The organism is Pseudonocardia xishanensis (genome assembly GCF_039541715.1).
Lineage (GTDB): Bacteria > Actinomycetota > Actinomycetes > Mycobacteriales > Pseudonocardiaceae > Pseudonocardia > Pseudonocardia xishanensis.
Map to the genome: position 1 here is coordinate 1 of NZ_BAABGT010000099.1, position 24,419 is coordinate 24,419.

Below are 24,419 nucleotides of genomic sequence, written 5' to 3' on the forward strand. Positions count from 1 at the left end.
CTGACCATGCACCGATCATGGAGCTACACGCCGCCGATGTTTGGGAGACACGCTCTAGGCGAGACCAGCGCGATCGACGACCTCACCTCAGCCCTGCTCGCCATGGGCGAAGGCCAGTACGGCCGAGCCGAGGTCAGCCTCCGCGTCGACCTCGCCATCGCCTTCCGCGCCCGCGGCGACCTCACCGAAGCCCGCCTCCACGCCCGCCGCGCCAACGAGCTCGCAGGCCGTACAGGCTCGCAGCGTCAGCGCCGCAGGATCAAGGACCTACTCGTCGCCTGACTTCGCCCCGCCCAGCGCCAGCAGGTGGAGCAGCCCGACCAGGGAGCCCGAGTTCACGATCTTCCCGGACCGGATCAGATCCGGGACATCACTGAGCGGCAGCCACTGGAACTTGCCCTCGTTCAGCTCCGTGGGATCCGCGACAAGCTCGGCCCCGCGAGCGAGAAAGACGTGGTGAGCGTTGCGCACCATGCCGATCATGGGCTCGAAGGTCACCAGGTGCTCGATGCTCCGCACCCGGTACCCAGTCTCTTCCAGGACCTCCCGTGCCGCGGTGTCAATCGGCTCCTCGTCCTCGTCGAGTAGGCCGCCGGGGAGCTCCCAGTTCCAGACGTCGGGCACGAAGCGGTGGCGCCAGGACATGAGGACCCGCCCACGTGCACCATCGAGACCAACAGTCATAGCCGCGGGTGGCAACGTCACTATGTGGTGCTCGAAGCGATCTCCCGAAGGGAGCTCGACGTCAGCTAGCCCCACCGTCACCCAGGACGATTCGTAGAGCGCGCGCTCTCCCCTCGCCACCCATCGAGCGTCGCTCCGGGAGTTCATCCTGGAAGGCTATCTTGGTCACGGCCTCGGAGCACGAAGGCGGCGTGCTCGCAGAGCTCGCTCACCTCAAGCTCTGCGAGCAGCTGCCAGCTGGCTCGTTGTGGAGCCCATCCTCCTGTGATCTGCAGGCGTCTAACCGCACCAGGTATCACCTTCTAACGATCCGCCCCATCGAGTGATTAGCCGCATCCGCCCCCTTCGTTGAGCTCCCAACAGGGATGCGATAATCCGGCACAAGGCAAAGGCATATTAGACTTACGGAGTCAATCTACATGAGCTTTCGAAACCGAGGCGCCGGAGGGCAGGGGGCTACATCCCTGAGCCTCCTGCCCCTGACTCCGACATACGATCGTACGAAGCACGGCACGTACCTTGACGCCCTGGAGAGAGCGCTCTCAAGCGAAGCGGACTCAGTAAAGAACATCGCTCTGACGGGCAGCTACGGCGTCGGCAAGAGCAGCGTCTTGCAAGAAATTGCCCGTCGCCACAAGAAGCGAGTTGTTTCCATTAGCTTGTCAACACTCGGTTCTATCAATGAGCAGATTACAGAGAAGCCAGCGGAATCTGACTTCAGTACAACGAATAAGGCGACTACCACAAATGCTATCCAGAAGGAGATTGTCAAGCAGCTGCTCTATAGCCAAGATCCGGTTAGGATGCCCGGGTCACGCTATCGAAGAATCGTCGGATTTCGAGCTTGGCGGGAACTAGCTTTCGCCATTCTCGCAGGGATTCCTCTCACAGCCACCTTCTTTCTTACAAGCTGGACCGACAAGATCGCAGCGTTGGCGCCTCTCGGTTTCAGGCTTGGAGCTTGGGCGCACCTTATCGTATTCAGTCTTGGCGTCGCTCTGATATTCGGGATTCGGAAAGTATTCCACAATCGTCTGCGGATCGAAAAAGTCTCCGCAGGCGCCGCCACCATCTCCCTATCCTCGGCAGGGACGACGTACTTCGATGAATACCTGGACGAGATCGTCTACTTCTTCGAGGAAGTTGGCGTCGACATCGTCATATTCGAAGACATCGATCGCTTCGACAACGCGCACATCTTCGAGACACTTCGCGCTCTCAATACAATCCTGAACGGGGCGAAGCAGCTGCGCGGCCGAGACGTCCGCTTCATCTATGCCATCAAGGACAGCATATTCGAAGACTTGGGCCTACGAGCCGCGCAGCAGGGTGGCGACCCTAGTGCTAGCTCTAGCCTTGACACAACCGACACAGCTGCCGCAGAGATTGCGCGTGCTAACAGGACCAAGTTTTTCGACCTTGTCATACCCGTAGTCCCGTTTATTACACACCGAAGCGCTCGCGATCTATTTGTCTCAACGTTTGAGGATCTGGACCACGATATATCTGTCGCTCTAATTGACCTGGCGTCCCGCCACGTTGCAGACATGCGATTGATCAAGAACATTCGGAACGAGTTCGCCGTCTTCAAGCAGCACGTTATCGACAGCGGTGGACTAGAACTCAATCAGGATGGCCTTCTGGCCATGATCTTATACAAGAACATCCACCTGCGCGATTTTGAGCAGATTCGGTTTCGCAATAGCAAACTAGATGCACTGTACCGCGAAAGTCGCCAAATCGTGCAGGAAGGGATCACGTCTGCAAATGCCGAGATCCGCCGCCTTCGTGACGAGATCAGGGAGACTCAACCTGCGCTTGAGTTCAGCGAAAGACTTGGCGCCGCACTGCTTGAGCAGATCGAACAGACCCGCGAGACGACTCGTGGTCAGATCATCTCAAGGACGTACAACGGCTCGCAGATAAGTGATCAGACTCTGCGTTCGCCAAGTTTCTGGGAGACCTTCAGCGCTCAGAACAACCACGTTGAGGTATCGATACGATCAATGCCGAACCAGTACCCGATTTCATTCTACTTCACCAGGGACTGGCTAAGCAGAGCAATCGGTGAAAGTATTGAAAGTAGCGACTGGGTCGATGACCGACGCGAACGAGCGAATGCTGGAATCGAAGCCGCTCAGGCGGAAGTCAGGTTCCTGACTAAGGCAGACATGAAAGACCTTTTGGCCCGCGGTGAATTCAGTCTGAACCGACATGGCGAATGTCTTTCTTTTCAGGAAATTGCCAAACGGACGCTCACGTCAGAGTTGGCAAGTGAGCTCGTGGCGGCAGGGTACATCGACCGCAACTTTACCCTATACACCTCGACGTTCTACGAGAATCGAGTGAGTGCTAACGCTACAAACTACCTAATTAAGAATGTCGATCCCAACATAGTAGACTTCTACTATCTCCTTGAGCCCGCCGATATCGAGTCGATTATTCGCGAACGCAGCAAAGCCTGGCTACGAGAACCGTCCGCGCGAAACATAAGCCTTCTGGACTATTTGCTAGCGAATAGACCGGAGGACGCGCACACCGTCGTTGCCGAGTTGACGTCATATGGCGCCGAGGAACGGGACTTCCTGTTAGGATACATGGATAGCGGCACCAGACGAAGCGAACTAGCGATTAACCTCGCGAAGACCTGGTCAAATGCAGTTAACTTTTTGATCTCGGAAGCCAGTGTCGAGGACTCGATTCGGTACGAAGTAGTTAATTCGGCATTGCAGGTTCTATCACCAGATATTACATACTCGGTTGACGATGCAGTACGTCAGTTCGTCCAGGACAATTACGGAAAGCTGGACGTCTTCACGTCAGACAAGATCGATCCCCTACCTGCGCTCGGAGTTCTCCTCCGCGACCTAGGTGTGCAGCTTTCCAACCTAGACGTTCTATCACCGAGAGCGCTCACGCTGGTCGTAGACGTAGGCACATACGCGGTTTCGAGAGCGAATTTAGCCGTCGCGCTTGCCGGCACCGATTCGTCTCCGACATTGGACTTCATTCGATCAGTGAGTGAGGCCGTCTATCGACGCACGATCCAAGACGTACCTGCATTCATTGCCGCTCTTGAAGCGGACGAAGCTTCGATCAGCAACAGCACCGAGTTCATTCTAATCATCTGTGATGTTTGGGCGGTTGATCCTAAGCAAGTAGGTGCCGTCGTCGAGCGAGCCAGCATGGACTGCCTGATCGAGTCCCTTCCTGAGGTAGAAACAGACATCTGGCCAGTACTAGCTCGAAACCGCCGGTTTAGCCTCGACCTGGCGAACGTGCACAACTACATCTCTGAGCTCAGCATAGATGAACCCTTAGCTGGGTACCTCCAAGAGGCGCGCAGGATCGAAGCCAGCGACAGCGAGGACGAGGCCAGTAAACAGATCGTAGCGACATCTATCATAAATGCGTCCCAGCACCTTAGAGACCCTGCGGTCCGTGTCGAGCTAGTCGACTCTCTTGATCTTGCGAATCACATCGACCTCGCGTCCATTCCTCTCGAAGCTGGCCACCTGGTCGGCCTGCTTGTCGCCGCCGATATCGTGATAGATAGCGCCGAGACGTTCTCAAGACTGGCGCCTGACGACGAGGATGGACGAGAGTTCGCAATTTCGCGTTCAACTCGCTTCTTAGACTTCATGACAACCACAGAACTGCCACCCGCCTTCATTGGCACTCTGTTCAAGAGCGCTATTATTCCCGACGAGATTAAAAATGCCGTGGCTCAAAGGCTGAGCGAATTCAGCGTCACCGCACCCTTACCTGTACTAGAGACTGCTTCTTCGTACGCAGCGCGCGTACGACTCCACCTGCCACTAACAGAGGTGGCACGCCTCGTGAACGCTGGAATCGCAACCGATGATGCGATGTCCTTACTTGAACCTCACCTTAACGCCATGACGATGTCCGATCTTAGCCCGATTTTAGCCGCACTCGGTGGCGAGTATTCCAGACTGAGCGAGAAGAACGGGAAGCGGCCTAAGCTAGCCAGTACGCCTGCGAATAGGCTTCTCGCGAAACGCCTGAAAGAATTGGAGTTTGCCAGCAGCTTCCAGGAGTCGGGCGGCTCTCTGCGCGTCCAGATGCGCAGGCCCTGAAGCCCCCGCTATGGAACTGGCCGCACACGCATGCAACCACTCCGACATCGATGGATTGGGGCGCCCTCGGCTAGTCAGGTGTGATCGCTCCGTTGTTCAGGCTAGATCTCGGGCCACTCGCGGACGTCGGGGCAATTGGGCACCCACGAGTTGAGCAGCCCGCTGGTCCGCCTCGGCGACCCACGCCGTGTAGGTCTTCAGCGTTGTCGTGCCGCCACCACCGTGGCCGAGGCGGCCAGCGACTGTTCGCGGGTCGACGCCCGCCGCGATCAGCTCCGTAGCGGAGTAATGGCGGAGCTTGTGGAGGGTGGTGTCGATGCCGAGGCGGGTGACCATGCGGTCGTAGCGCTGGGTCACGCTGTCCGGGGTCATGAAGGTGGAGCCGTCGGGGGCGCCGGAGAAGAGGTACGCGGTCGGGCGGAGCTTCGTGCCCAGCTGCTCGCAGCGGGTCTCCAGGCGGGCCAGCTGCTCCTTCAGGACCGCCACGGTCTCGTCGTCGAGGGCGATGCGGCGTTGCTGGTGGGTCTTCAGGTCGCCCTCGCCCCAGCCCCAGCCGGGCTCGCGACGGATGGCTCGCTCAAGCCACAGGGTCTCCCGACCCGGGGTGAAGTCCACCGACTCCACCTTCACCGCACAGAGCTCGCCACGGCGGACGCCGGTCGTCATGGCCGTCCAGATCATTGCGCCCCAGTCCGGGTCCTTCCATGACTCGGTGACGATCTGGGCCGCCTGGGCGGCGTTGGGCGGCTTGGGGTTCGGCTTCGGGGCCGGCGGAGGCTCCGCGTACGCCGTCGGGCTCTCCTTGATCCAGCCCCAGCGGATCGCCTTCTTGAAGGCGCCGGACAGGATGAAGTGGATGTGGCGGATCGTCGTCGCCGACAGCGGCTTGCAGCGGTGCGGGCGGCAGCGCTCGTCGCACTCGTGCTCCCGAGCAGTGCGATGGTCGATCAGGCCGCGCTTGCGGGAGCAGTGCGCCCGGCAGCGGCGAAGCTCGGCGTAGAAGGAGTCCAGGACCTCGGCGTCGAGGCGGCCGATCTTGACCGGACCGAGCAGCGGCTTGATGTGGTTCTTCACGTGAGTCTGGTAGAGCTGCAGCGTGTTCGGAGAGCCCTGGAACTGCGAGAGGTAGCGCTCCAGCAGCTGGTCGAGCGTCGCGTTGGTCTTCGGGTTCCGGCGCTCGTTGATCTGGTGGACGAAGGCGACTCGGACCGCTTCGGCTTGCTTCTGGGCCTGCGGACCCGGAGGCACGATCTCGATCAGCTCGTGCCGGCGCTTCGTCAGCGGGTCCAGCCCCGCGTACACGCGGACGCGCAGGGCGCCGCTCGGGAGCTTCTCGATGCTGCCCGTCGCGCGCTTCGTCCGGGTGCCCGGCTTGCCTGCCATGGAACGGAAGTAAACCTCGTTCGTTCCATTTCTCGTTCCATGCTGTCGCTAGTTTCGATCATGAACGCAGCGTTTCCGCTGGTGGAAGGTGGAGCGGGCGACGGGAATCGAACCCGCGTAGCTAGTTTGGAAGACTAGGGCTCTACCATTGAGCTACGCCCGCGTGCGCCGGATCTCTCCGGCGCGGAGGTCAGGCTACCCGATCTCGGGCGTGCCTCTCGCACCTCCCCCGCCAGGCTCTTCGGCCCTGGTCCGTCGGCGTGGCGGCCGGCAGCGTTCGGGGGGTGAAGCGAACAGTCACGTGGTCCAGCCTGTCCACCGCGCAGCGCGCGATGCTCGTCGCCGCGGGCTGTGTGCAGTTCGGGCTGTTGGGCGTCGCCCTGGCGGACATCGCCCGGCGCGATCCGGCGGAGATCAACGGGACGAAGCGGCGGTGGGTGCTGGTCTCGCTGGTCAACTTCGTCGGGCCCGTCCTCTACCTGATCCGAGGGCGACGCCGCCGCGCGTGAGCGGCGCCCTTTACACTCGCCTCGACGGGGTGTGGCGCAGTTTGGTAGCGCACTCGCTTTGGGAGCGAGGGGCCGTGGGTTCAAATCCCGCCACCCCGACCACGTGTTCCGCCAGGTGGTCCGGCGGCGTCCCGAGGGCGGCGCCCGGACTTGCGGTCAGGTGGTCTGGATCGGTGTGACGCCTCCCCGGTTCGGGCAGCATCGACTCCCTGGCGCTGCTCACGGTCGCCGCGGCGACGACGTCGACCGTCCTCGTCGGGTGGAGCGCCACCGTCGCGGTCGACGAACAGCCGGCCCCCGCGACCGCCGCCGCGGTGGGCGGCCAGACGTCCGGTCCCGGACCGGAGCGGCTCGCAGAGCTGTGCGAGCGCGACCGACCGGTCATACCCGACGCGCAGGTTCGGCACAGCGCGCACCCCGGTCGGCCGCCCTGGCCCCCTCCTCGACACCACAGCTATCGAGGCCGCCCGCTGCCCCGCCCCGACGAGGAGCTGGTCGACCAGGGCCTCGCGTTCGACATCGGGACGCCCGGCAGGCGCCGGGTGCTCGAGGTGTGGAGGACGAGAACTACCTGCGCGGCATCCAGATCGCGGACGCGAACGGAAAGGTGACCTGCACCAGCGTCTTCCCGGCCTGCTACTCCGGTCGCCGGCCGCACTCGAGGTCCACCCCGACCAGCCGAGCATCACCGACTCCCCGACCGCCCTCGCGACCTCCCATGTCGCGCTGCCGAAGCACGTCTGCGACACGGTGTTCGCCGAGACCGGCTACGAGGAGTCGGTGGGCAACCTGGCGACGCTGACCCTGGAGGGCGACACCGTCTTCGGCGACGACGGCGGGGCGAGCCGGCTCGCGACCGTCACCGGAAGCGTGGGCGCCGGCTACGCGGTGTCACTACCGGTCCGGGTGAACACGCGGACCGCGCCGACCGCGGGCTCCGCGCCCGGCGGGGGCGGGCGCGGCGGCGGGACCCCGAGATAGCCGTTCAGGCCGCGGTCGAGGTCTCCTCCCAGACCCACTGGGAGACCATCGAACCCCGGCAGTCCGGACACTCGACGGTGAACCCGACCGTCTCCTCGGCCGACAATTCGGCATAGGAGCCACATTCCGGGCAGCTCCACCACGCGCTGTCACCCATGCCCTCCGAGGGTAATAACATCGGTGTGATTCGCAAGTCCGGTTCGCGCCGAAATGGCTCCGAACGCGCGGTAACGGAGCGTAGAACCGCACCGAGTCCTCCCCCAGGCGCCCACCCAGCGGATCCTTCGGATCCGCTGGGTGGCGCCGACCCTGCGGCCGGGAGACACCCCTCCCTCACCGGCCGCCGGTCCACGCCGGCGTGCCCGCCGGCGTGGACCACCTCACACGTCGTCCACCAGCTCGGCGATGGAGGATACGACCCGGCTGGGCCGGTACGGATAGCGGTCCACGCCCTCGGCCCGCATGATCCCGCTGAGCACCAGCACGGTCCGCATGCCCGCCTCCAGGCCCGCCACCACGTCGGTGTCCATCCGGTCGCCGATCATCACCGTGGTCTCGGAGTGCGCGCCGAGCCGGTTCAGCGCGGCCCGCATCATCAGCGGGTTCGGCTTGCCCACGAAGTAGGGCTCGACGCCGGTGGCCCGGGTGATCAGCGCGGCCACCGATCCCGTGGCGGGCAGCGACCCCTCGTTCGACGGGCCGGTCGCGTCCGGGTTGGTCGCGACGAACCGCGCGCCCTTCTCCACCAGCCGGATCGCCGTCGTCACGGCCTCGAAGCTGTAGGTGCGGGTCTCGCCGAGCACCACGTAGTCCGGGGCGCTCTCGGTGAGGACGTACCCGATCTCGTGCAGCGCCGTCGTCAGGCCGGCCTCGCCGACGACGTAGGCCGAGCCGCCCGGACGCTGCTGGTCCAGGAAGGTGGCGGTGGCCAGCGCGGAGGTCCAGATGGACTCGACCGGGATGTCGATCCCCGTGTTCCGCAGCCGGAACTGCAGGTCTCGCGGGGTGTAGATGGAGTTGTTGGTCAGCACCAGGAACGGCGTCCGAGTCTCACGCAGACGCTTCACGAACAGGTCGGCTCCGGGGATGATGTTCCCCTCGTGGACGAGCACGCCGTCCATGTCGGTCATCCACGCCTCGACGGGCTTGCTCTCGGACACCCGACACACGGTAGACCCGGGGAACGCCCGGGGCGTTTCGTCCGTTGTCACAGGTGAACCGACCCGCTGAGGAGAAGACCCGTGGATCTCGTGACCATCGTCCTGCTGCTCGCCGTGGTGGCGGGCGTCGTCTGGCTGGTCCGCAACCGCGGCGCGGGCCAGGCACGCGAGCTCGAGGACGCCAAGTCGGACGCCCGGCGCTGGGTCGAGCGGCTCGGCGGCCAGGTCCTCAACCTCATCGGCACGAACGAGGCCGCCAAGCAGGCCATGGCGGACGCCTCCGAGCGCTACACCGCCGCGGGCTCGCAGATGGAGCAGGCCAAGACCCCGGCACAGGCCCGCGGCGTCACCGAGACCGCGTACGAGGGCCTCTACTACGTGCGCGCCGCGCGGCTCGCGATGGACATGGACCCCGGCCCCGAGCTGCCGCCACTGCCCGGCCAGCAGCGGGCGGGTGCGGTCACCGAGGAGCGGGACGTCGACGTCGAGGGCCGGCACTACAGCGCCTCGCCGAACCCGTCGGACCGCAACTCGCACTACTACCCGGGCGGCAACGTCGCCGGTCGCCCCGTTCCGGCCGGCTGGTACAGCGAGCCGTGGTGGAAGCCCGCGCTCGTCGCCGGTGCCTGGGGCGTGGGCTCGGCGCTGCTGTTCAGCGCGATGTTCTCCGGCATGGCGGGCAGCGCGTACGCGGGTGGCTACGAGCAGGGCCTCGCGGACGCCCAGGCGGACGCCGGGGGTGACGCCGGCGGGGACGCGGGCGGCGACCCCGGTGGGGACGCCGGGGGCGACGTCGGCGGTGGGGACTTCGGTGGCGGCGGCGACTTCGGTGGCGGCGGCGACTTCGGTGGCGGCGGCGACTTCGGCGGAGGGTTCGACTTCTGATCACCTGAGGTTTGCGATCCCGATCATGGGGTACTGACACACTGGGACCACACAGACCTCGGCCGGCAACGCCCGGCCCCGCGACACAGGCCGGCCCGGAGACCACGTCCCGGGCCGGTCAGTGCTTTCCGGGACTGCTCATCCCCGGCACCGCGGACACCAGAAGAGGTTGCGGGTGGCGTGGGTCGCCCCGGCGATCGGCGTGCCGCAGACCAGGCAGGGACGGCCGGTGCGGCGGTAGGTGTACACGGAGCCGGCGCAGCTGCTGTCGGGCTGGTCCCCGGCGGGCCCCCGCACGGTCTCGATCCGGCCCTCCCGCTCCCCCGCGCGCAGCATGTCGGTCAGGTCGGCCCACAAGGCGTCGAACCGCTCGCGGCCCAGCTCCCGGCCCGGCAGCAGGGGTGGGATGCGGCACCGGAACAGGGTCTCCGCGCGGAAGAGGTTACCGAGCCCGGCGGGCGGCTCGACCGGCCGGTGCACGGTGTGGCCTTCGGGCATGACGTCGAGGGTGCCCCGCCGCGCCCGATCCCGCGCGTCGACCTACTTCTGGCAGGTGGGGCACCAGAAGAGGTTGCGGGCGGCGTGGACGGTGGTGCGGACCTCGGTACCGCACACGTGACAGGGCATCCCGGCGCGCCGGTAGACGTAGACCTCGCCACCGTGGCGGTCCCTGCGGGCGGCGAACCCCTTGCGCCGCGGGTCGTCCTCGGGCCGGACGGTGTCGATCCGACCCTTCCGCACGCCGTCCCTCATCAGGGTGACGAGATCGGCGGCCATCGCGTCCCAGGTGCCACGGTCCAGCGACCTCCCGCTGGTCTGCGGGTCCAGCCCGTGCCGGTACAGCAGTTCCGCGCGGTAGACGTTCCCGACGCCGGAGACGACCTTCTGGTCCATGAGCAGCGTCGCGAGCGGGGACGAGCTCCGCGAGATCCGCGCCCACACGCGCTCGGGATCGAAGTCCCGGCGCAGCGGGTCCGGGCCGAGCCGCTCCCGGATGGCCTTCACCTCGGCGCGGGTGAGGAGCTCGCACGCGGTGGGTCCGCGCAGGTCGGCGAAGTGGGTCTCGCCGACCAGGCGCAGGCGCAGCCGGCCGCGCGGCTCGGACACGGGGAGCTCACCCTCGTCGAACGTGCCGTAGAGCCCGAGATGGACGTGCACCACGAGGTCCCGGTCGAACATGTGGAACAGGTGCTTGCCGTGCGCCTCCGCCTTGCGGAGCACGAGCCCGTCGAGCAGCGCGGCGGACTCGGCGAACCGGCCCTGCGGGCTGGAGACCCCGACCGGCCTGTGCGCGAAGAGCGTCCGGTGCCTGCGCGCGAGCCGGTGGAGGGTGTGGCCCTCAGGCAATCTCGCCCGTCTCCTCGTAGCGCGCGAGCTGGTCGATGCGCCGCTGGTGGCGCTCGCCCTCGGAGAAGGGGGTGGTGAGGAACGCCTCGACGATCGCCGCGGCCTCCTCGAACGTGTGCTGGCGGGCGCCGATGCCGATGACCTGCGCGTTGTTGTGCTCGCGGGAGAGCTTGGCGGTCTCGGTGCTCCACGCCAGCGCCGCGCGGCAACCCTTGACCTTGTTCGCGGCGATCTGCTCGCCGTTGCCGGAGCCGCCGATCACGATGCCCAGGCTCGCCGGGTCCTCGACCGTGCGCTGCGCGGTCTCGATGCAGAAGGCGGGGTAGTCGTCGTCCGGGTCGTAGGTCAGGGCGCCGACGTCCACGACGTCGATCCCCCGCCCCCCGAGGTGCTCCAGGAGGCGGGCCTTGAGCTCGAAACCGGCGTGGTCACTGCCGAGGTAGACGCGCACGGGTGCGATCCTGCCGTATGCGCGCGATCGCCGGGGTGGACGGGGTGCCCGGGGGCTGGGTGGTGGTGCTGCTCGATCCCGTGCGGTGGTCCGTCGTCGGGTCCGCCGCCGAGGTCGTGGCGCTCACCGCGGACTGTGCGGCGGTGGGCGTGGACATCCCCCTCGCCGTGCCGGTCACCGGGTGGCGCCCGTGCGACGGGCTCGCCGCGGCCCGGCTGGGCCGGGCCCGGTCCTCGATCTTCCCGGCACCGGCGCGAGCGGTGCTGGAGGCGCCGACGCACGCCGAGGCGGTGGCGCTGTCGCAGGAGCTGACCGGGCGCGGGATCAGCATCCAGACCTACAACATCCGGCGCCAGATCCTGGACTGGCTGTCGGTGGACCCGCTGCCGCCGGGCGTGGTCGAGGTGTCGCCGGAGCTGGCCTTCCGCGGCCTGGCGCCCGTCGACTACGCGGGCAAGAAGACAGCCCGGGGCGCCGGTCAGCGGATCGCCGCCCTGTCCCGCTGGGTCCCGGCGGAGGAGGCCTTCGCCGACCTGCCCGCGGGCGCCCGCCTCGACGACTGCCTCGACGCACTCGCCTGCACGTGGTCCGCCGCCCGGTTCGCGGCAGGCGAGGCGGACGTCCTGGGCGGCGAGATCGGCGACGCGGGCCGGGTCATGCGCGTGGCGGTCTAGGGTCGGCGCGGTGCGGACGGCGGGGATCGTGGTGGCCGGAGGACGCTCGTCGCGGATGGGGCGGTCGAAGGCCTGGTTGGACTGGCGTGGGGCTCCGCTGCTGGCGTACGTGGTCGGGGTCGTGCGCACCGTCGTGGACGGGCCGGTGATCGTCGTCGGGGCGCCCGGCCAGGAGCTTCCCGAGGTGGGGGCCGAGGTCGTGGCCGATCCCGTCGAGGGGCGGGGGCCGTTGCAGGGGATCGCGACCGGGCTCGCGGCCGTCGGCGACCGGGCGGACGCCGCGTTCGTCGCGTCGGTCGACCTCCCGTTCCTGCACCCGGCCTACGTCCGGCGGGTGCTGGCCCTGCTCGGCGGGCACGACGTCCTGCTCCCCGTGGTCCACGGCCACCACCAGCCCCTCGCGGCCGCCTACCGGGTGGGACTCGCGGGGCAGGTCGCGGCCCTGATCGACGCGGGCCGCAACCGCCCACCGGACCTGTTCGCGGTCGTCGACACCCGGCGGGTGGAGGCGGCCGAGCTGCGGGCCGATCCGGCGCTCGCCGCCGCCGACCCGGAGCTCGAGTCGCTGCGCAACGTCAACACCCCCGACGAGTACGCCGCGGCCCTCGACCAGAATTGACGCCGTGTCGTTCTCCGCTGAGCTCCGCGAGTCCACCCTCGAGACCTGGGAGGCGGCGGTCGGTCACCGCTTCGTCTCCGAGCTGTGGGCCGGGACCGTCGACCGGGCCGTCCTGGCGCGCTACCTCGTGCAGGACTTCCAGTTCTGCGACGCCTTCCTCGCGCTGATGGGCGCGGCCGTCGCCACCTGCGACGACCCGGCCGCCCGCGTGGTGCACGCCCGCCAGGTCGGGCTGGTCGCAGGTGACGAGCACGAGTTCTTCCTCACCTCCTTCGCCGCCCTCGGGGTGTCCGCCGAGGCCCCGGAGCTCGCGGAGCCGACCCGCGGGTTCGTCGACCTGATGGACGCCGCACGCGCGGACGCGAGCTACACCGAGATCCTCGCGGTGCTGCTGGTGGCCGAGTGGCTCTACCTGGACTGGGCCTCCCGCGACGGCGAGCTGCCTGCGGACCCGATCGCGCGGGAGTGGATCGAGCTGCACCGGGGCCCGGCGTTCGAGGCGTGGGTGGGGTTCCTCCGGGCCGAGCTGGACCGGGCGGCGCCGAGCAGCAGGCACGTGGTGCGGGTGAGCAGGAGGTTCGCCCGGGCCGTCGAGCTGGAGCTGGCGTTCTTCGAGGCGGCGTACACCTGAGCGATGTCCGATCGGGCCGTCCGAATGGGGTACTCCCGGGTGTGGCGACCGTCTGGGGGCTATCTGCACGTAACAATCGGCCCCTAGCGTCACCCGCATGAGCGCCGCGGGGAGGCCCCTTCTCGGGGTCGAGGAGGAGTTCCACGTCGTGGATCTCACGACCCGGCGGGCCGCGCCCCAGGTGGAGCTCCTGCTGCCGGAACTGGACGGCGCCGAGTTCGCCCGCGAGCTGCAGCGCTCGCTGGTCGAGACCAACACGCCGGTCTGCGAGACCCTCGACGAGCTGGGCGGACACCTCCACAGGCTGCGCCGGAAGCTGGAGAGCGTCGCCGAGCCGCACGGGCTGGGGATCGTCGCCGCGGGCACGGTCCCGCTGGTCGACCTCACCGGGGACGACATCTCCGCGGGTGCCCGCTACGAGAAGATGCAGCACGAGTACCAGGCGCTCGTGCGCGAGCAGCACATCTGCGGCGCCCAGGTGCACGTGGACGTGCCGGACCGGGACACCGCGGTGCAGGTCGTCCGGCGGGTGGCGCCGTACCTGCACATCCTGCTGGCGATCTCGGCGAGCTCGCCGTACTGGCGCGGCAACGACACCGGCTACGCCAGCTACCGCAGCATGGTCTGGTCCCGCTGGCCCACCGCGGGCCCGCCGGCGATGGTCGAGACCGCCGCCGAGTACGACGCGATGGTGGACTCGCTGATCGCCAGCGGCACGATCTCCGACCCGGGGATGCTCTACTTCGACATCCGGCCGAGCGCGCACGTGCCGACCGTCGAGCTCCGGGTGTGCGACGCGTGCACCGAGGTGGACGACGTGGTCCTCATCGCGGGACTCTTCCGCGCCCTGGTCTGCCGGGCCCGCGAGGACATCGAGGCGGGCGTGCCCCTGCCGACCACCGGCCAGGAGCTGCTGCGCGCCGCGAGCTGGCGGGCCGCCCGCTCGGGTCTGGAGGGCGACCTCGTGGACCTGGTGGGGCCGTCGCTGATCTCGCCGCCGCTGCTCGTCGGGCAGCTGATCGACCGGCTCCGCCCGCAGCTGGAGGAGCAGGGCGACTGGGAGCACGTGCTGGAGCTGTCCCAGGCCACGCTGCTGCGCGGCTCGGGGGCGGCCCGGCAGCGGCGGATGTTCGGCCGCCGCGGCGAGCTGGTGGACGTCGTGGACGCCCTGCTCGCCAACACGCAGGGACGGCTGCTGCGGATCGAGCCGCCCGTCGAGGCCCCGCTGGCCCGCGAGCTGCTCGCCGAGTACGCGCCGGGCGCCTACGACGAGGCCGTCTCCCCCGCAGGCACCGTGTTGCCCCAGTACGGCTGGATGTTCCGCACCCTCGAACGCCTCGGCCCGCGCGGGATGGTCGCGGCCGAGTCCGCGCTGGAGACCGAGCAGCGCGCCCGCGGCGTCACGTTCGGGCCGCCGGAGGAGCACCGGCTCTTCCCGCTGGACCTGGTCCCGCGGATCGTCTCCGCCGAGGACTGGGCGCGGCTGACCGACGGGCTCGCGCAGCGCGTCCGGGCCCTGGAGCTGTTCCTGCGAGACGTCTACGGCGACCGCCGGATCGTCCGGGACGGCGTCATCCCGGCCACCGTGGTCGACAACGCGCCGGGCAGGCACCGCAACGGCGAGATCGTGCCGCAGGACGTGGTGCGCATCGCGGTCGCCGGCATCGACCTGGTCCGGGACTCGGCCGACCACTGGCTGGTCCTGGAGGACAACCTCCGGGTCCCGTCCGGTATCGGCTACTCGATCATGTCGCGGCGGCTGGTGCGCTCGGTGATGAGCGACCTGGAGCCGCCGACCGGCGTCGTCGGGCTGGAGGACGTGCCAGGCAGGCTGCGCGCGGCGCTGCTGTCCGCGACCGAGACCGGCACCCCGGGGCACGACGAGGTCGCGCTGCTGTCGTCCGGCCCCACCGACTCGGCCTTCTTCGAACACGAGCTGCTCGCCCGGCAGATGGGGGTCCCCGTCGTCACGCCGCGGGACCTGCAGGTGACCGACGACGGCGTCTTCCTCGTCTCCGAGGGCGGCCGCCGCAGGCTCTCCGCGCTCTACCGGCGGATGGACGAGAAGGACCTGATGACCTCGAAGGGCGCCGACCTGCGCCCGATCGGCCGGGCGCTGGCGGTCGCGGTCTCCCGCGGCAACGTCGCCCTGCTCAACGCGCTGGGCAACGGCATCGCGGACGACAAGCTCGTCTACGCCTACGTCCCGGATATGATCACGTACTACCTGGACGAGGAGCCGCTGCTCGACAGCGTGCCCACCTACCCGTGCGTGGATCCCGAGCGCCGCGCCGAGGTGCTGGACCGGCTCTCCGAGCTCGTCCTCAAGCCGGTCGACGGGTACGGCGGCGCCGGCATCGTCATCGGCCCGCACGCCGAGCGCTCCGAGCTGACCGAGGTGGAGAAGCAGATCCGCGCCGAGCCCGCGGGCTGGGTGGCGCAGGACATGGTGGCGCTCTCCACACATCCCACCTTCACCGGCCGCAGGCTCGAGCCGCGGGCCGTGGACCTGCGGGCCTTCGTCTTCCAGAGCCAGTACGGCGCGCACGCGCACCTGGACGTGGTGCCCGCCGCCTTGTCCCGGGTGGCCCCGCCGGGGAGCCTGATCGTCAACTCGTCGCGCGGCGGCGGCGCGAAGGACACCTGGATCCTGCGTTAAGGAGTGCTATGTGCGGCATCGCCGGTGAGATGAGATTCGACGGCTCCCCCGCCGACCCGGCGGTGGTGGCCCGGATCACGAAGGCCATGGAGCGCCGCGGGCCGGACGGGACCGGGGTGCACGCGGCGGGCCCGGTCGCCCTGGGGCACCGCAGGCTGAAGATCATCGACCTGTCCGAGCGCGGCGCCCAGCCGATGGTCGACTCCGCGCTGGGCCTGGCCGTGGTGTTCAACGGCTGCATCTACAACTACCAGGAGCTGCGCGGCGAGCTGGAGGCCGCGGGGCACACGTTCTTCTCCACGTCGGACACCGAGACGGTGCTCAAGGCCTACGCCCAGTGGGGTGCCTCCTGCGTGGAGCACTTCAAGGGGATGTTCGCCTTCGCGGTGTCCGAGCGGGACACCGGGCGGTTGGTGCTGGGCCGGGACCGGCTGGGGATCAAGCCGCTGTACTACACGTCGTCCTCGAGCGTCCTGCGGTTCGCCTCGACGCTGCCCGCGCTCCTGGAGGCGGGCGGGGTGGACACGAGCATCGACCCGGTCGCGCTGCACCACTACATGACCTTCCACTCGGTGGTGCCCGCGCCGCGGACGATCCTGAGCGGCGTCCGCAAGCTGCCGCCCGCCACCGTCCGCACCTACGAGGCGGACGGCCGCTTCAGCGACCGCGTCTACTGGGCCCCGGTCCACGAGCGCCGCCCCGAGCTGGGCGTCACGGACTGGAAGGAGGCCGTCCTCGACGGGCTGCGGACCGCGGTGCGCAGGCGCATGGTCGCCGACGTCCCCGTGGGCGTCCTGCTCTCGGGTGGACTCGACTCCTCGCTGATCGTGGCGCTGCTCGCCCAGGAGGGGCAGACGGGGCTCAAGACCTTCTCCGTCGGCTTCCACGCCGCGGGCGGCGAGAAGGGCGACGAGTTCGAGTACAGCGACATCGTGGCCAAGGAGTTCGGCACCGACCACCAGCAGATCCTGGTCGACCCGGCGCGGATGCTGCCCGCCGTCGACGACACGATCACGGCGATGGCCGAGCCCATGGTCAGCCACGACTGCGTGGCCTTCTACCTGCTCTCCGAGGAGGTCGCCAAGTCCGTCACCGTGGTGCAGTCCGGCCAGGGCGCGGACGAGGTCTTCGCGGGCTACGACTGGTACCCGCCGCTCGCACGGACCCCGCGCGACCAGGCGATGGAGGCCTACCAGGCGGTCTTCACCGACCGGCCGCACTCGGACCTGGCGTCGATCCTCGAGCCCGAGTGGCTGCTCGACCACGATCCGAGCCGCGAGTTCATCACCTCACATTTCGCCCGGCCCGGGGCGGAGCGCACACTGGACGCGGCGCTGAGGCTGGACAGCACGATCATGCTCGTGGACGATCCGGTCAAGCGTGTCGACAACATGACGATGGCCTGGGGACTGGAGGCACGCGTCCCGTTCCTGGACCACGAGCTCGTCGAGTTGGCGGCGGCGTGCCCACCAGAACTGAAACTCGCGCACGGCGGCAAGGGTGTCCTCAAGGAGGCCGCCCGCGGGGTCGTCCCGGACGCGGTGATCGACCGGCCCAAGGGATACTTCCCCGTCCCGGCGATCCGGCACCTCGAGGGACCGTTCCTCGAGCGCGTACGCGCCGCCGTCACCGATCCGGTCGCCAAGGCGCGTGGGCTCGTCCGCGGCGACTGGCTGGACCGGATGCTGGCGGACCCGAACACCCAGCGCACCAATCTGGGTTCGAATGCGTTGTGGCAGGTAGCACTGCTGGAGATGTGGTTACAGGAGAGGGGGATCTAGATGGACACGTTCACCGAGCGTCGTCGCGCTCAGCTGGCGGGGGACCTGGGTGAACATCTGATCGTCCCCTCCTACCGGTCCCCGCTCCCGTCGCCGGACGGCACCCTGCTGGCCTGGGTCTCCGACCGCGACGGCCGCCCGCGGGCCTGGGTCGCGCCGCTGCCCGCGCCCGACGAGCCGGTCGCCCAGCCCGCCGCGCCGCTGGACACCGAGGTGGACCCGGCCGTGGCCTGCGACGTCACGGCGATCAACTGGTCGCCGGACGGCACCTACCTGGCGTGCCAGATCGCTCCCGGCGGCGGGGAGCGGACCCGGGTGCTGCTGCTGACGCCGGACGGCGTCGAGCGCCGCGAGATCGCGGCGGCCTCCGAGTCGATGGTCGACTCCGAGGGCTCCGGCTCCCGGGCCGTCACGCTGGGGGCCTGGTCGCCGTCCGGGCGCCAGCTCGGCGTCACGATCTACGGGCCGGACGGCGAGGGCCTGGCCTGCCTGGTGGACGTCCGGGACGGCTCGTCCACGGTGCTGGCCTCCGGGCCCGCCGCGGTGGTCTGCGCGGTCAGCCGGGACGGGCGGCGGGCCGTCGTCCGCACCGGGCGGCGCGGGTTCCGCGGCCTGGAGCTGATCGACCTCTGGACCGGCCGCCGCGTCGAGCTGCTGCCCGGGCACGACGCCACCGTCGCGGACGCCCGTTTCGGCGTCACCGGCGCCGTGCTCTACCTGCACACGGACGCGGGCCGCGAGCGCCCGTCGCTGCTGGCCTGCTCCCTGTCGGACGACGAGGTGTCGCTGGCCTGGGACGTCGCCGCACGCAGCGGGGACGACCTCGACCAGGTCGCCCTCGACCCGGCCGGTGCCCGCGCGGCGCTGGTCTGGAACGTCGACGGCCGCAGCGAGCTCGAGCTGATCGACCTGCGGGACGGGATCGCGTCCCCCGTGTCGGACCAGCCCGGGGACGTCGTCACCGGTGTGGCGTTCACCCGGGACGGCGAGGCGCTGCTCGTGGCCTCGGAGGGTCCCACTCTGCCGCCCGGCATCACGCGGATCGCGCTGGACGTCCCCCTGGCGGAGCCCGCGCCGCTGCTGCCCGCGGACATCGCGGTCGTCGACGAGCTCGTCGACCCCACCCTGCACGAGTTCCGCGGCGAGGACGGCCTGCTGCTCACCGGCTGGCTGTTCCGCCCGCGCGGGGCCTACGGGGCGACCCCCACCCTGATCTGGCTGCACGGCGGCCCCGAGGCGCAGGAACGGCCGATCTTCCAGCCGCTGTTCCAGGCGCTGGTCGCCGCAGGCGTGCAGGTCTTCGCGCCGAACGTGCGCGGCTCGGCCGGCTTCGGCCGCTCGTTCTCCCAGGCGGACGACCGGGACCGGCGGTTCACCGCGATCACGGACGTGCGGGCGGCGGTGAGCTTCCTGCGGGCCTCGGGCCTCGCCGACCCGGACCGGATCGGGGTGTCCGGGCGGTCCTACGGCGGGTACCTCACGCTCGTCGCGCTGGCGTGGTTCCCGGAGCTGTTCGCCGTGGGCGTGGACGTCTGCGGGATGAGCGACCTCGAGACCTTCTACACCGACACCGAGCCGTGGATCGCCGCCGCGGCGACCACCAAGTACGGCGACCCCGCCGCGGACGGGGACCTGCTGCGGGCACTGTCGCCGATCCACTCGGTGGACCGGATCGCGGCGCCGCTGATGGTGGTGCACGGCAAGTACGACACCAACGTCCCGCTGGGCGAGGCGTCGCGGATCGTGGAGGCGCTGCGGGAGCGCGGTGCGTCCCCGCGGTTCCTGCTGTTCGACGACGAGGGCCACGAGACCCACGCCGTCGCCCACCGCGCCGAGTTCGTCACCGAGGTCGTGCACTGGGTGACCGCGCACCTGCGCGAGGCGGAGTCGCAGACCGCCTGACGGTCAAGCTCGGCTGAAGGACTGGATGATCCGGTTCCCGTCCGGGCCGGTGCCGACCCGGAAGGTGTACGGCTCGCTGCTGCTGGAGCCGTCCCGGCGGGTGAAGACGATGGTGGCGGAGACCTGGTCCTCGCCGATCGCGCGCGCGTTCTGCGCGGAGACCGCGGACAGCCCGCCGTAGAAGCTCCGGTAACCGTCGATCCCGCCGGAGGCCTGCTGGGCCTGGCTGCTGAGCAGCGCGAACGCGGCGTCCGGGTTCCCGGGCAGCAGGGCGTAGTAGCTCTGCACGAACGACACGGCCTCGCCGCTCGCGGGCGGGGGCGTGGTGGTCGTCGTCGGCGGACGGGTGGGGGTCGTGGTCGGCGGCGGTGCGGTGGTCGTGGTCGGCGCCGGGGCCTCGACGGTGGTGGTCGGGGCGGCCACGACCGGGTCCTCGGTCCCCGAGCCCCCGCTCCGGAGCGCGCCGATCAGCACCCCGCCGCCCACTACGAGCAGCGCGACCAGGGCGATCAGGACGGGCAGCAGCCTGCGCCGACGGGGCGGCTCACCGCCGCCGGACACCGGCGCGGGCGGCCCGACGACGGGGGGCAGGCCGGTGAGGGTGGGCGGGCCCTCCGTGCGCTGCGGGGCGGCTACGGGCGGCAGCACCGCGGTCCCGGCCGGGGCCGTCGCGGCCAGGCCGACCGCGGTCCCCCCGGCGGCGATCGCGGCCAACGCGTCCCGGGCCTGGGAGGCCGTCGGGCGGTCGGTGGGCTCGTTGGACAGCAGCCGCATGAGCAGCGCGGTCAGCGGACCAGCCTGCTGCGGCGGGCGGATCTGGCCGGTCGCGACCTTGTGCAGCAGGGCGTAGGCGTTGTCGTCCAGGCCGAACGGCGGCTCGCCCTCGACCGCGGCGTAGAGCGTGGCACCGAGCGCGAAGACGTCCGACGCGCTGGTGGGCTCCTGGCCGCGCGCGACCTCCGGGGCGAGGAAGGCCGGGGTGCCCGCGATCATGCCCGTGCGGGTGAGCTGGACGTCGTCCACCGCGCGGGAGACGCCGAAGTCGCTGATCTTCGCCGTGCCGTCCTCGGCGAGCAGGATGTTGCCGGGCTTGATGTCGCGGTGCACCACGCCCGCGGCGTGGGCGGCGAAGAGCCCGTCCGCGACCTGGCGGCCGATCTCCGCGGCCTCCTGGGGGCTCAGCGGGCCCTTCTCCCCCAGCACGACCGCGAGCGAACGGGACGGGAGGTACTCCATGACCAGCCAGGGGCGGTCGTCGTGCACCACGACGTCGAACATGCTGATGACGTGCGCGTGCTGCAGCCGCGCGCCGATCCGGCCCTCGCGCAGCAGCCGCTGGCGGGACTCCTCGGCGGCGTCCGTCCCGTGCCCGCTGATCGTGGTGGCCGCGATCAGCGCCTTGACCGCGACGGCCCGGTTCAGCAGCTCGTCCGTCCCCCGCCAGACCGCCCCCATGGCGCCCGCGCCGATGCGCTCCTCGAGGCGGTAGCGGTTCCCGATGCGCACGGCATCGGGCTCGGACGGGGTCATGACCCCCAAGGGTAGGCACTCCCGATCGTTCGGCTCGCGGGAGGTCGGGCTGGGGGCGCGGTTCCGGGTGGGCGAGCGGCTCCCCGGGCGCGCACGTTTCGTGCTCTCAGCGCGGCAAGATCGCCGTTCGTGTGCTCGCAGCGCGGTCGTGGGCGCGCTGAGTGCACACTTTCGGTGATCATGGTCGTCACCGCGGCAGGCCGAGCTTGCGGGCACAGGCGGGCCAGGAGCCGTACCCGCCCCGCCGGTCGCGGACCTTCGTCGCGATCTCGATCTGCTGCTCCTTCGTCGCCTGGTCCGCGCGCGGGGCGTGGGCGGTCCCGCCGAAGTCCGACCAGGTCGCGGAGCTGAACTGGAGCCCGCCGTAGTAGCCGTTCCCGGTGTTGATCGCCCAGTTCCCCGACGACTCGCAGGTGGCCAGGCGGTCCCAGGTGGAGTCGGTGGCGGGTTCGGCGGCGGGAGGTTCGGGGATGGTGGGCTGGGACTCGGTCGGCCGGGGCTCTCTCGGCTGAGGCTCTTCCGGCTGAGGCTCTCCCGGCTGCGGTTCGGTGGGCTGCGGCTCGGTGGGCTGCGGTTCCCGGGGCCGGGGTTCAGCCGGTCGTCGGGCGGGGTCCGACCGGGCCGGCCGCGCGCCGCCGCTCTCGGACCCGGCGGACGGCGAGTCGGCGGGGGTCGGCGAGCTCCGCCCAGGATCGGCAGGCGCACGCTCGACCGAGGGGGCCGGGGTGACGGCTGCCGCGCCCGACTCGGCGGGGTCCTCCAGGACCTCGGTGCCCGGCGCCCCGTAGCCGGCGGCGTCGTCGTCGAGCACGAGGACCCAGTCCCGCTCGTCCCCCGTCCCGGCCGGCGCCTCGAAGGCCGCGGTGCCGGTCGCCTCGACCGGCTCGGGCACCTCCAGCACCTCCCCCGTGCGCGGATCCACCCAGGAGGCCCTCACACTGTTCGCCGCCAGCATGTCCAGGTCGACCGTCACGTCCATGCCCTCCGGCGTGTACGCGACGAGGAACGACCCGTCCGACGCCACCGCCGCCGACACCCGCGCCGACCCCTCCAGCCCACTTCCGCCGAGCGCCTCGTCCGCGGGCTCCAGCAGCCGGTAGGGCCGCGACTCCATGACCCGCCGCAGCACGCCGAGCTGCGCGGCGCCCTCCTCTGCCTCTCCCCCGGCGTCCGACCCCGCCTCCGCGTCCGCCTCCGACCCGGCGTAGGTCGCGCCGGTCGCCCCGCCGAGCGTCGCGCGCCAGGCCTCGGCCCGGGCGTCGTGCGGTGTGGTCGTGCCCGCGGACCCGCAGTCCTCGCCGACGCTCGGCGGCGTCGCGTCCACCAGCGGGTCCCCGCTCTCCCGGCCCGCGGCGCGCGCATCGGCCCGGCTCGCCGAGGAGGCGCAGGTTCCCGCGGCGGTACCGGTGACGTCGGACCGCACCTCGCCAGTCCTCGCGCTGCCCGTCCCGGCGCCGGATCCGCTCGCGTCGGACCCGGCAGAGGTCGACCCCGACCCTCCCTCGCCCCGGGCGGCGTCCGACGTCGAACGCCGGCCCATCCCCGCCGAGCCCGAGCCCCTCGACTCCGGATCCGTCGACTCCGGATCCGTCGACTCCGGGCGCGGGCCGTCCGTCCGCGACCCCACCGACTCCCCCGTCGGCGTCCGGCCCGAGTCCGACATGTTCGATCCCGGACCAGCCGCCCCCGGTCCCGAGGTCTCCACCGAGCCCGACGCCCGGTCCGAACCCGGCGGCGCGTCCGAGCGCGCCCCCCGATCCGAGCCCTGTTCCGCGTGCCCATCCGACCCCGCGGCGGGGTGGGGACCCGCATCCGACGAGCCGGAACTCGCCAGGTGCGACACCGGAGCGTCGCTCCCGCCCTCCCGCAACCCCGCCACCAGCTCGGACCACACCTCACCGTGCGAGCCGTCGTCGTCCCCGCCGGTCAGCCACAGCACCGACGCGTCCTCGTACCGGGCTCCCAGGAACGCCCCGTACTCCCGCGCGTTGTCCGCGGTGACCAGGCTCCCGGCCTGACCGTCGCTCCAGACCGGCGCCAACGCCATCGTCAGGCCCTGTGCGGTGGCCGCCGCGACGAGGTCGTCCACGTGGTCCCAGTACCCGCCCGGTGACGTGTCCAGGGCCCCGAGGTGGCCCCGGTAGGCCGGATGGCCCGCGGCGTCCCGGGGCGATCCCGGGCGCAGCAACGCGGTCCGGACCACCGTGTAGCCCTGGTCGGCGCGGCGGGCGAGGTAGTCCTCCGCCGCGGAGGGATCCGCCGCCACCAGGTCCCACGAGGTGTCCGCGAGCCAGAACAGCGGGGTCCCGTCCGCTCGCGCGAACCACCGTCCGTCCACCCGCACCCCGCCGGGCTCACCCCGCCACCCGACGGCGACGACCACCCCCGCAAGCACCGCGAGCACGCCGACCACCGCCGCCACCGACCGTCCGAGTCCTCCACGCACGGGCGGCACCGTGCCGACCCGGCGCCGTCCGCGCGGCCGAACGCCGCGAACGCTTCACGATCGTGAACGCCGGAGAGTGTCCGGGCTGGACGTCGCGTCCGCGAGACGGGCCTCCCCATCCCAGTGATCCGCTCCACCGTTTCGTGACGTAACAGTGCCTGCGGGCGCACACTGTGAATCACAGTGGGAATCGAGTGGAGGGCTGAGCGATGAAGATTGCGGACATCCTCGACAGCAAGGGACGGACCGTGCACACGATCCTCCCGTGGGCCACGGTCAACGACGCCGTGCGCAGGTTGGAACAGCACGGCGTCGGCGCGCTGGTGGTGTGCGACGCCGACCGCCGCATCGTCGGGATCGTGTCCGAGCGGGACCTCATCCGCGAGCTCGCCCAGCGCGGCCCCGCCCTGCTCGACCTGCGGATCGAGGAGGTCATGACCCGCAAGGTCGCCACCGCCTCGCTCGGCGAGCCGCTGGAGACCGCGATGGCCCGGATGACCGGCGGCCGCTACCGGCACCTGCCCGTGCTCGACGGCGGCAGGCTCGTCGGGATGGTCAGCATCGGCGACCTCGTGAAGGCGCGGCTGCGGGACATGGAACTGCAGACCGGAATCCTCCGGGATATGTACATCGCCGCCCACTGACCCACCCCGAAACGCACGAACGGCACTTTTGTG

At 69.9% G+C, this 24,419-nt stretch carries 20 protein-coding genes, 2 tRNA genes and 1 pseudogene; 13 read left to right on the forward strand and 10 right to left on the reverse strand.

Translation table 11 applies throughout. The features are described from left to right. Positions 1-282: pseudogene (locus ABD993_RS29705) on the forward strand (hypothetical protein); the annotation flags it as partial. Here ABD993_RS29705 and ABD993_RS29710 read toward each other — a convergent pair. Beyond that, positions 268-831 (reverse strand): NUDIX hydrolase, encoded by a 564-nt coding sequence (locus tag ABD993_RS29710; RefSeq protein WP_345425860.1) that lies wholly within the window; start codon positions 829-831, stop codon positions 268-270. The pseudogene ABD993_RS29705 and the gene ABD993_RS29710 overlap by 15 nt on opposite strands. Positions 832-1,103: 272 nt before the next feature. Between ABD993_RS29710 and ABD993_RS29715 the strand changes: the two genes are divergently transcribed. Then, on the forward strand, positions 1,104-4,784 hold the full coding sequence (locus tag ABD993_RS29715; RefSeq protein WP_345425864.1) for a YobI family P-loop NTPase: 3,681 nt from the start codon (positions 1,104-1,106) through the stop codon (positions 4,782-4,784). A 96-nt stretch (positions 4,785-4,880) separates the two neighbouring features. On the opposite strand, the gene ABD993_RS29720 is transcribed toward ABD993_RS29715, so the two are convergent. Beyond that, positions 4,881-6,167, reverse strand: coding sequence for a tyrosine-type recombinase/integrase (locus tag ABD993_RS29720; protein WP_345425867.1), 1,287 nt, complete (start codon positions 6,165-6,167; stop codon positions 4,881-4,883). Between the two features lie 89 nt (positions 6,168-6,256). After that, a tRNA-Gly gene (locus tag ABD993_RS29725) sits at positions 6,257-6,330 on the reverse strand. Positions 6,331-6,451: 121 nt separating this feature from the next. On the opposite strand from ABD993_RS29725, the gene ABD993_RS29730 reads away from it, so the two are divergent. The 3 genes from ABD993_RS29730 to ABD993_RS29740 all read left to right on the forward strand — a co-directional run bounded on the left by ABD993_RS29730 (position 6,452) and on the right by ABD993_RS29740 (position 7,657). Continuing rightward, positions 6,452-6,676 (forward strand): PLDc N-terminal domain-containing protein, encoded by a 225-nt coding sequence (locus ABD993_RS29730; protein WP_345425870.1) that lies wholly within the window; start codon positions 6,452-6,454, stop codon positions 6,674-6,676. Between the two features lie 25 nt (positions 6,677-6,701). Further along, positions 6,702-6,778, forward strand: a tRNA-Pro gene (locus tag ABD993_RS29735). Positions 6,779-7,426: 648 nt separating this feature from the next. Next, on the forward strand, positions 7,427-7,657 hold the full coding sequence (locus tag ABD993_RS29740; RefSeq protein WP_345425873.1) for a hypothetical protein: 231 nt from the start codon (positions 7,427-7,429) through the stop codon (positions 7,655-7,657). Between the two features lie 4 nt (positions 7,658-7,661). Here ABD993_RS29740 and ABD993_RS29745 read toward each other — a convergent pair whose 3' ends face one another. Both ABD993_RS29745 and ABD993_RS29750 read right to left on the reverse strand, forming a co-directional pair. Further along, entirely contained in the window at positions 7,662-7,814 is a 153-nt protein-coding gene (locus ABD993_RS29745; protein ID WP_345425875.1) for a hypothetical protein, read from the reverse strand. A 223-nt stretch (positions 7,815-8,037) separates the two neighbouring features. Further along, positions 8,038-8,778, reverse strand: a complete 741-nt coding sequence (locus tag ABD993_RS29750; RefSeq protein ID WP_345426168.1) for an HAD-IIA family hydrolase — start codon at positions 8,776-8,778, stop codon at positions 8,038-8,040. Positions 8,779-8,898: 120 nt separating this feature from the next. Here ABD993_RS29750 and ABD993_RS29755 point away from each other — a divergent pair, with 120 nt between their 5' ends. After that, entirely contained in the window at positions 8,899-9,702 is an 804-nt protein-coding gene (locus ABD993_RS29755; protein WP_345425876.1) for a hypothetical protein, read from the forward strand. Between the two features lie 138 nt (positions 9,703-9,840). Here ABD993_RS29755 and ABD993_RS29760 read toward each other — a convergent pair whose 3' ends face one another. Genes ABD993_RS29760 through ABD993_RS29770 form a run of 3 tightly spaced genes read right to left on the reverse strand, consistent with a single transcriptional unit; the run spans position 9,841 to position 11,500 of the window. Beyond that, positions 9,841-10,200 (reverse strand): zinc finger domain-containing protein, encoded by a 360-nt coding sequence (locus tag ABD993_RS29760; RefSeq protein WP_345425878.1) that lies wholly within the window; start codon positions 10,198-10,200, stop codon positions 9,841-9,843. Positions 10,201-10,242: 42 nt separating this feature from the next. Beyond that, complete coding sequence (locus tag ABD993_RS29765) at positions 10,243-11,049, reverse strand: Fpg/Nei family DNA glycosylase (protein WP_345425880.1); 807 nt, start codon at positions 11,047-11,049, stop codon at positions 10,243-10,245. Further along, a complete protein-coding gene (locus ABD993_RS29770) occupies positions 11,042-11,500 on the reverse strand; it encodes a ribose-5-phosphate isomerase (protein WP_345425881.1) in 459 nt (152 codons plus the stop codon). Before ABD993_RS29770 ends, ABD993_RS29765 begins: the two co-directional genes overlap by 8 nt. 17 nt (positions 11,501-11,517) lie before the next feature. Here ABD993_RS29770 and ABD993_RS29775 point away from each other — a divergent pair, with 17 nt between their 5' ends. From ABD993_RS29775 to ABD993_RS29800, 6 genes are all read left to right on the forward strand, one after another. Beyond that, on the forward strand, positions 11,518-12,174 hold the full coding sequence (locus ABD993_RS29775) for a DUF429 domain-containing protein (RefSeq protein ID WP_345425883.1): 657 nt from the start codon (positions 11,518-11,520) through the stop codon (positions 12,172-12,174). 10 nt (positions 12,175-12,184) lie between these two features. Beyond that, positions 12,185-12,793 carry a molybdenum cofactor guanylyltransferase gene (gene mobA / locus ABD993_RS29780; RefSeq protein WP_345425884.1) on the forward strand — a complete coding sequence of 203 codons (609 nt, stop codon included), beginning with the start codon at positions 12,185-12,187 and terminating at the stop codon, positions 12,791-12,793. Between the two features lie 4 nt (positions 12,794-12,797). Further along, the gene (locus ABD993_RS29785; protein ID WP_345425886.1) at positions 12,798-13,424 is read left to right on the forward strand and encodes a TenA family protein; all 627 of its coding nucleotides are present in this window, start codon (positions 12,798-12,800) and stop codon (positions 13,422-13,424) included. A gap of 97 nt (positions 13,425-13,521) precedes the next feature. After that, complete coding sequence (locus ABD993_RS29790) at positions 13,522-16,083, forward strand: glutamate--cysteine ligase (RefSeq protein WP_345425887.1); 2,562 nt, start codon at positions 13,522-13,524, stop codon at positions 16,081-16,083. A gap of 8 nt (positions 16,084-16,091) precedes the next feature. Beyond that, a complete protein-coding gene (locus ABD993_RS29795; RefSeq protein ID WP_345425889.1) occupies positions 16,092-17,864 on the forward strand; it encodes an N-acetylglutaminylglutamine amidotransferase in 1,773 nt (590 codons plus the stop codon). After that, positions 17,865-19,766, forward strand: a complete 1,902-nt coding sequence (locus ABD993_RS29800) for a S9 family peptidase (protein WP_345425891.1) — start codon at positions 17,865-17,867, stop codon at positions 19,764-19,766. Between the two features lie 3 nt (positions 19,767-19,769). Here the strand turns inward: ABD993_RS29800 and ABD993_RS29805 are convergent, their stop codons facing one another. Next, positions 19,770-21,296 carry a serine/threonine-protein kinase gene (locus tag ABD993_RS29805; RefSeq protein ID WP_345425893.1) on the reverse strand — a complete coding sequence of 509 codons (1,527 nt, stop codon included), beginning with the start codon at positions 21,294-21,296 and terminating at the stop codon, positions 19,770-19,772. 187 nt (positions 21,297-21,483) lie between these two features. Then, complete coding sequence (locus ABD993_RS29810) at positions 21,484-23,742, reverse strand: apiosidase-like domain-containing protein (RefSeq protein WP_345425895.1); 2,259 nt, start codon at positions 23,740-23,742, stop codon at positions 21,484-21,486. Positions 23,743-23,951: 209 nt separating this feature from the next. On the opposite strand from ABD993_RS29810, the gene ABD993_RS29815 reads away from it, so the two are divergent. After that, positions 23,952-24,386: a CBS domain-containing protein gene (locus ABD993_RS29815; RefSeq protein ID WP_345425897.1), complete on the forward strand. Its 435-nt coding sequence runs from the start codon at positions 23,952-23,954 to the stop codon at positions 24,384-24,386. Positions 24,387-24,419 lie beyond the last annotated feature (33 nt).

Bases quoted from the DNA above. Each gene is read 5' to 3' on its own strand.
- ABD993_RS29800 (WP_345425891.1), top strand. From the start codon at position 17,865: ATGGACACGTTCACCGAGCGTCGTCGCGCTCAGCTGGCGGGGGACCTG.
- ABD993_RS29775 (WP_345425883.1), top strand. From the start codon at position 11,518: ATGCGCGCGATCGCCGGGGTGGACGGGGTGCCCGGGGGCTGGGTGGTG.
- ABD993_RS29750 (WP_345426168.1), bottom strand. From the start codon at position 8,778: ATGGACGGCGTGCTCGTCCACGAGGGGAACATCATCCCCGGAGCCGAC.
- ABD993_RS29795 (WP_345425889.1), top strand. From the start codon at position 16,092: ATGTGCGGCATCGCCGGTGAGATGAGATTCGACGGCTCCCCCGCCGAC.
- ABD993_RS29760 (WP_345425878.1), bottom strand. From the start codon at position 10,200: ATGCCCGAAGGCCACACCGTGCACCGGCCGGTCGAGCCGCCCGCCGGG.
- ABD993_RS29815 (WP_345425897.1), top strand. From the start codon at position 23,952: ATGAAGATTGCGGACATCCTCGACAGCAAGGGACGGACCGTGCACACG.
- ABD993_RS29720 (WP_345425867.1), bottom strand. From the start codon at position 6,167: ATGGCAGGCAAGCCGGGCACCCGGACGAAGCGCGCGACGGGCAGCATC.
- ABD993_RS29710 (WP_345425860.1), bottom strand. From the start codon at position 831: ATGAACTCCCGGAGCGACGCTCGATGGGTGGCGAGGGGAGAGCGCGCG.
- ABD993_RS29745 (WP_345425875.1), bottom strand. From the start codon at position 7,814: ATGGGTGACAGCGCGTGGTGGAGCTGCCCGGAATGTGGCTCCTATGCC.
- ABD993_RS29715 (WP_345425864.1), top strand. From the start codon at position 1,104: ATGAGCTTTCGAAACCGAGGCGCCGGAGGGCAGGGGGCTACATCCCTG.
- ABD993_RS29805 (WP_345425893.1), bottom strand. From the start codon at position 21,296: ATGACCCCGTCCGAGCCCGATGCCGTGCGCATCGGGAACCGCTACCGC.
- ABD993_RS29790 (WP_345425887.1), top strand. From the start codon at position 13,522: ATGAGCGCCGCGGGGAGGCCCCTTCTCGGGGTCGAGGAGGAGTTCCAC.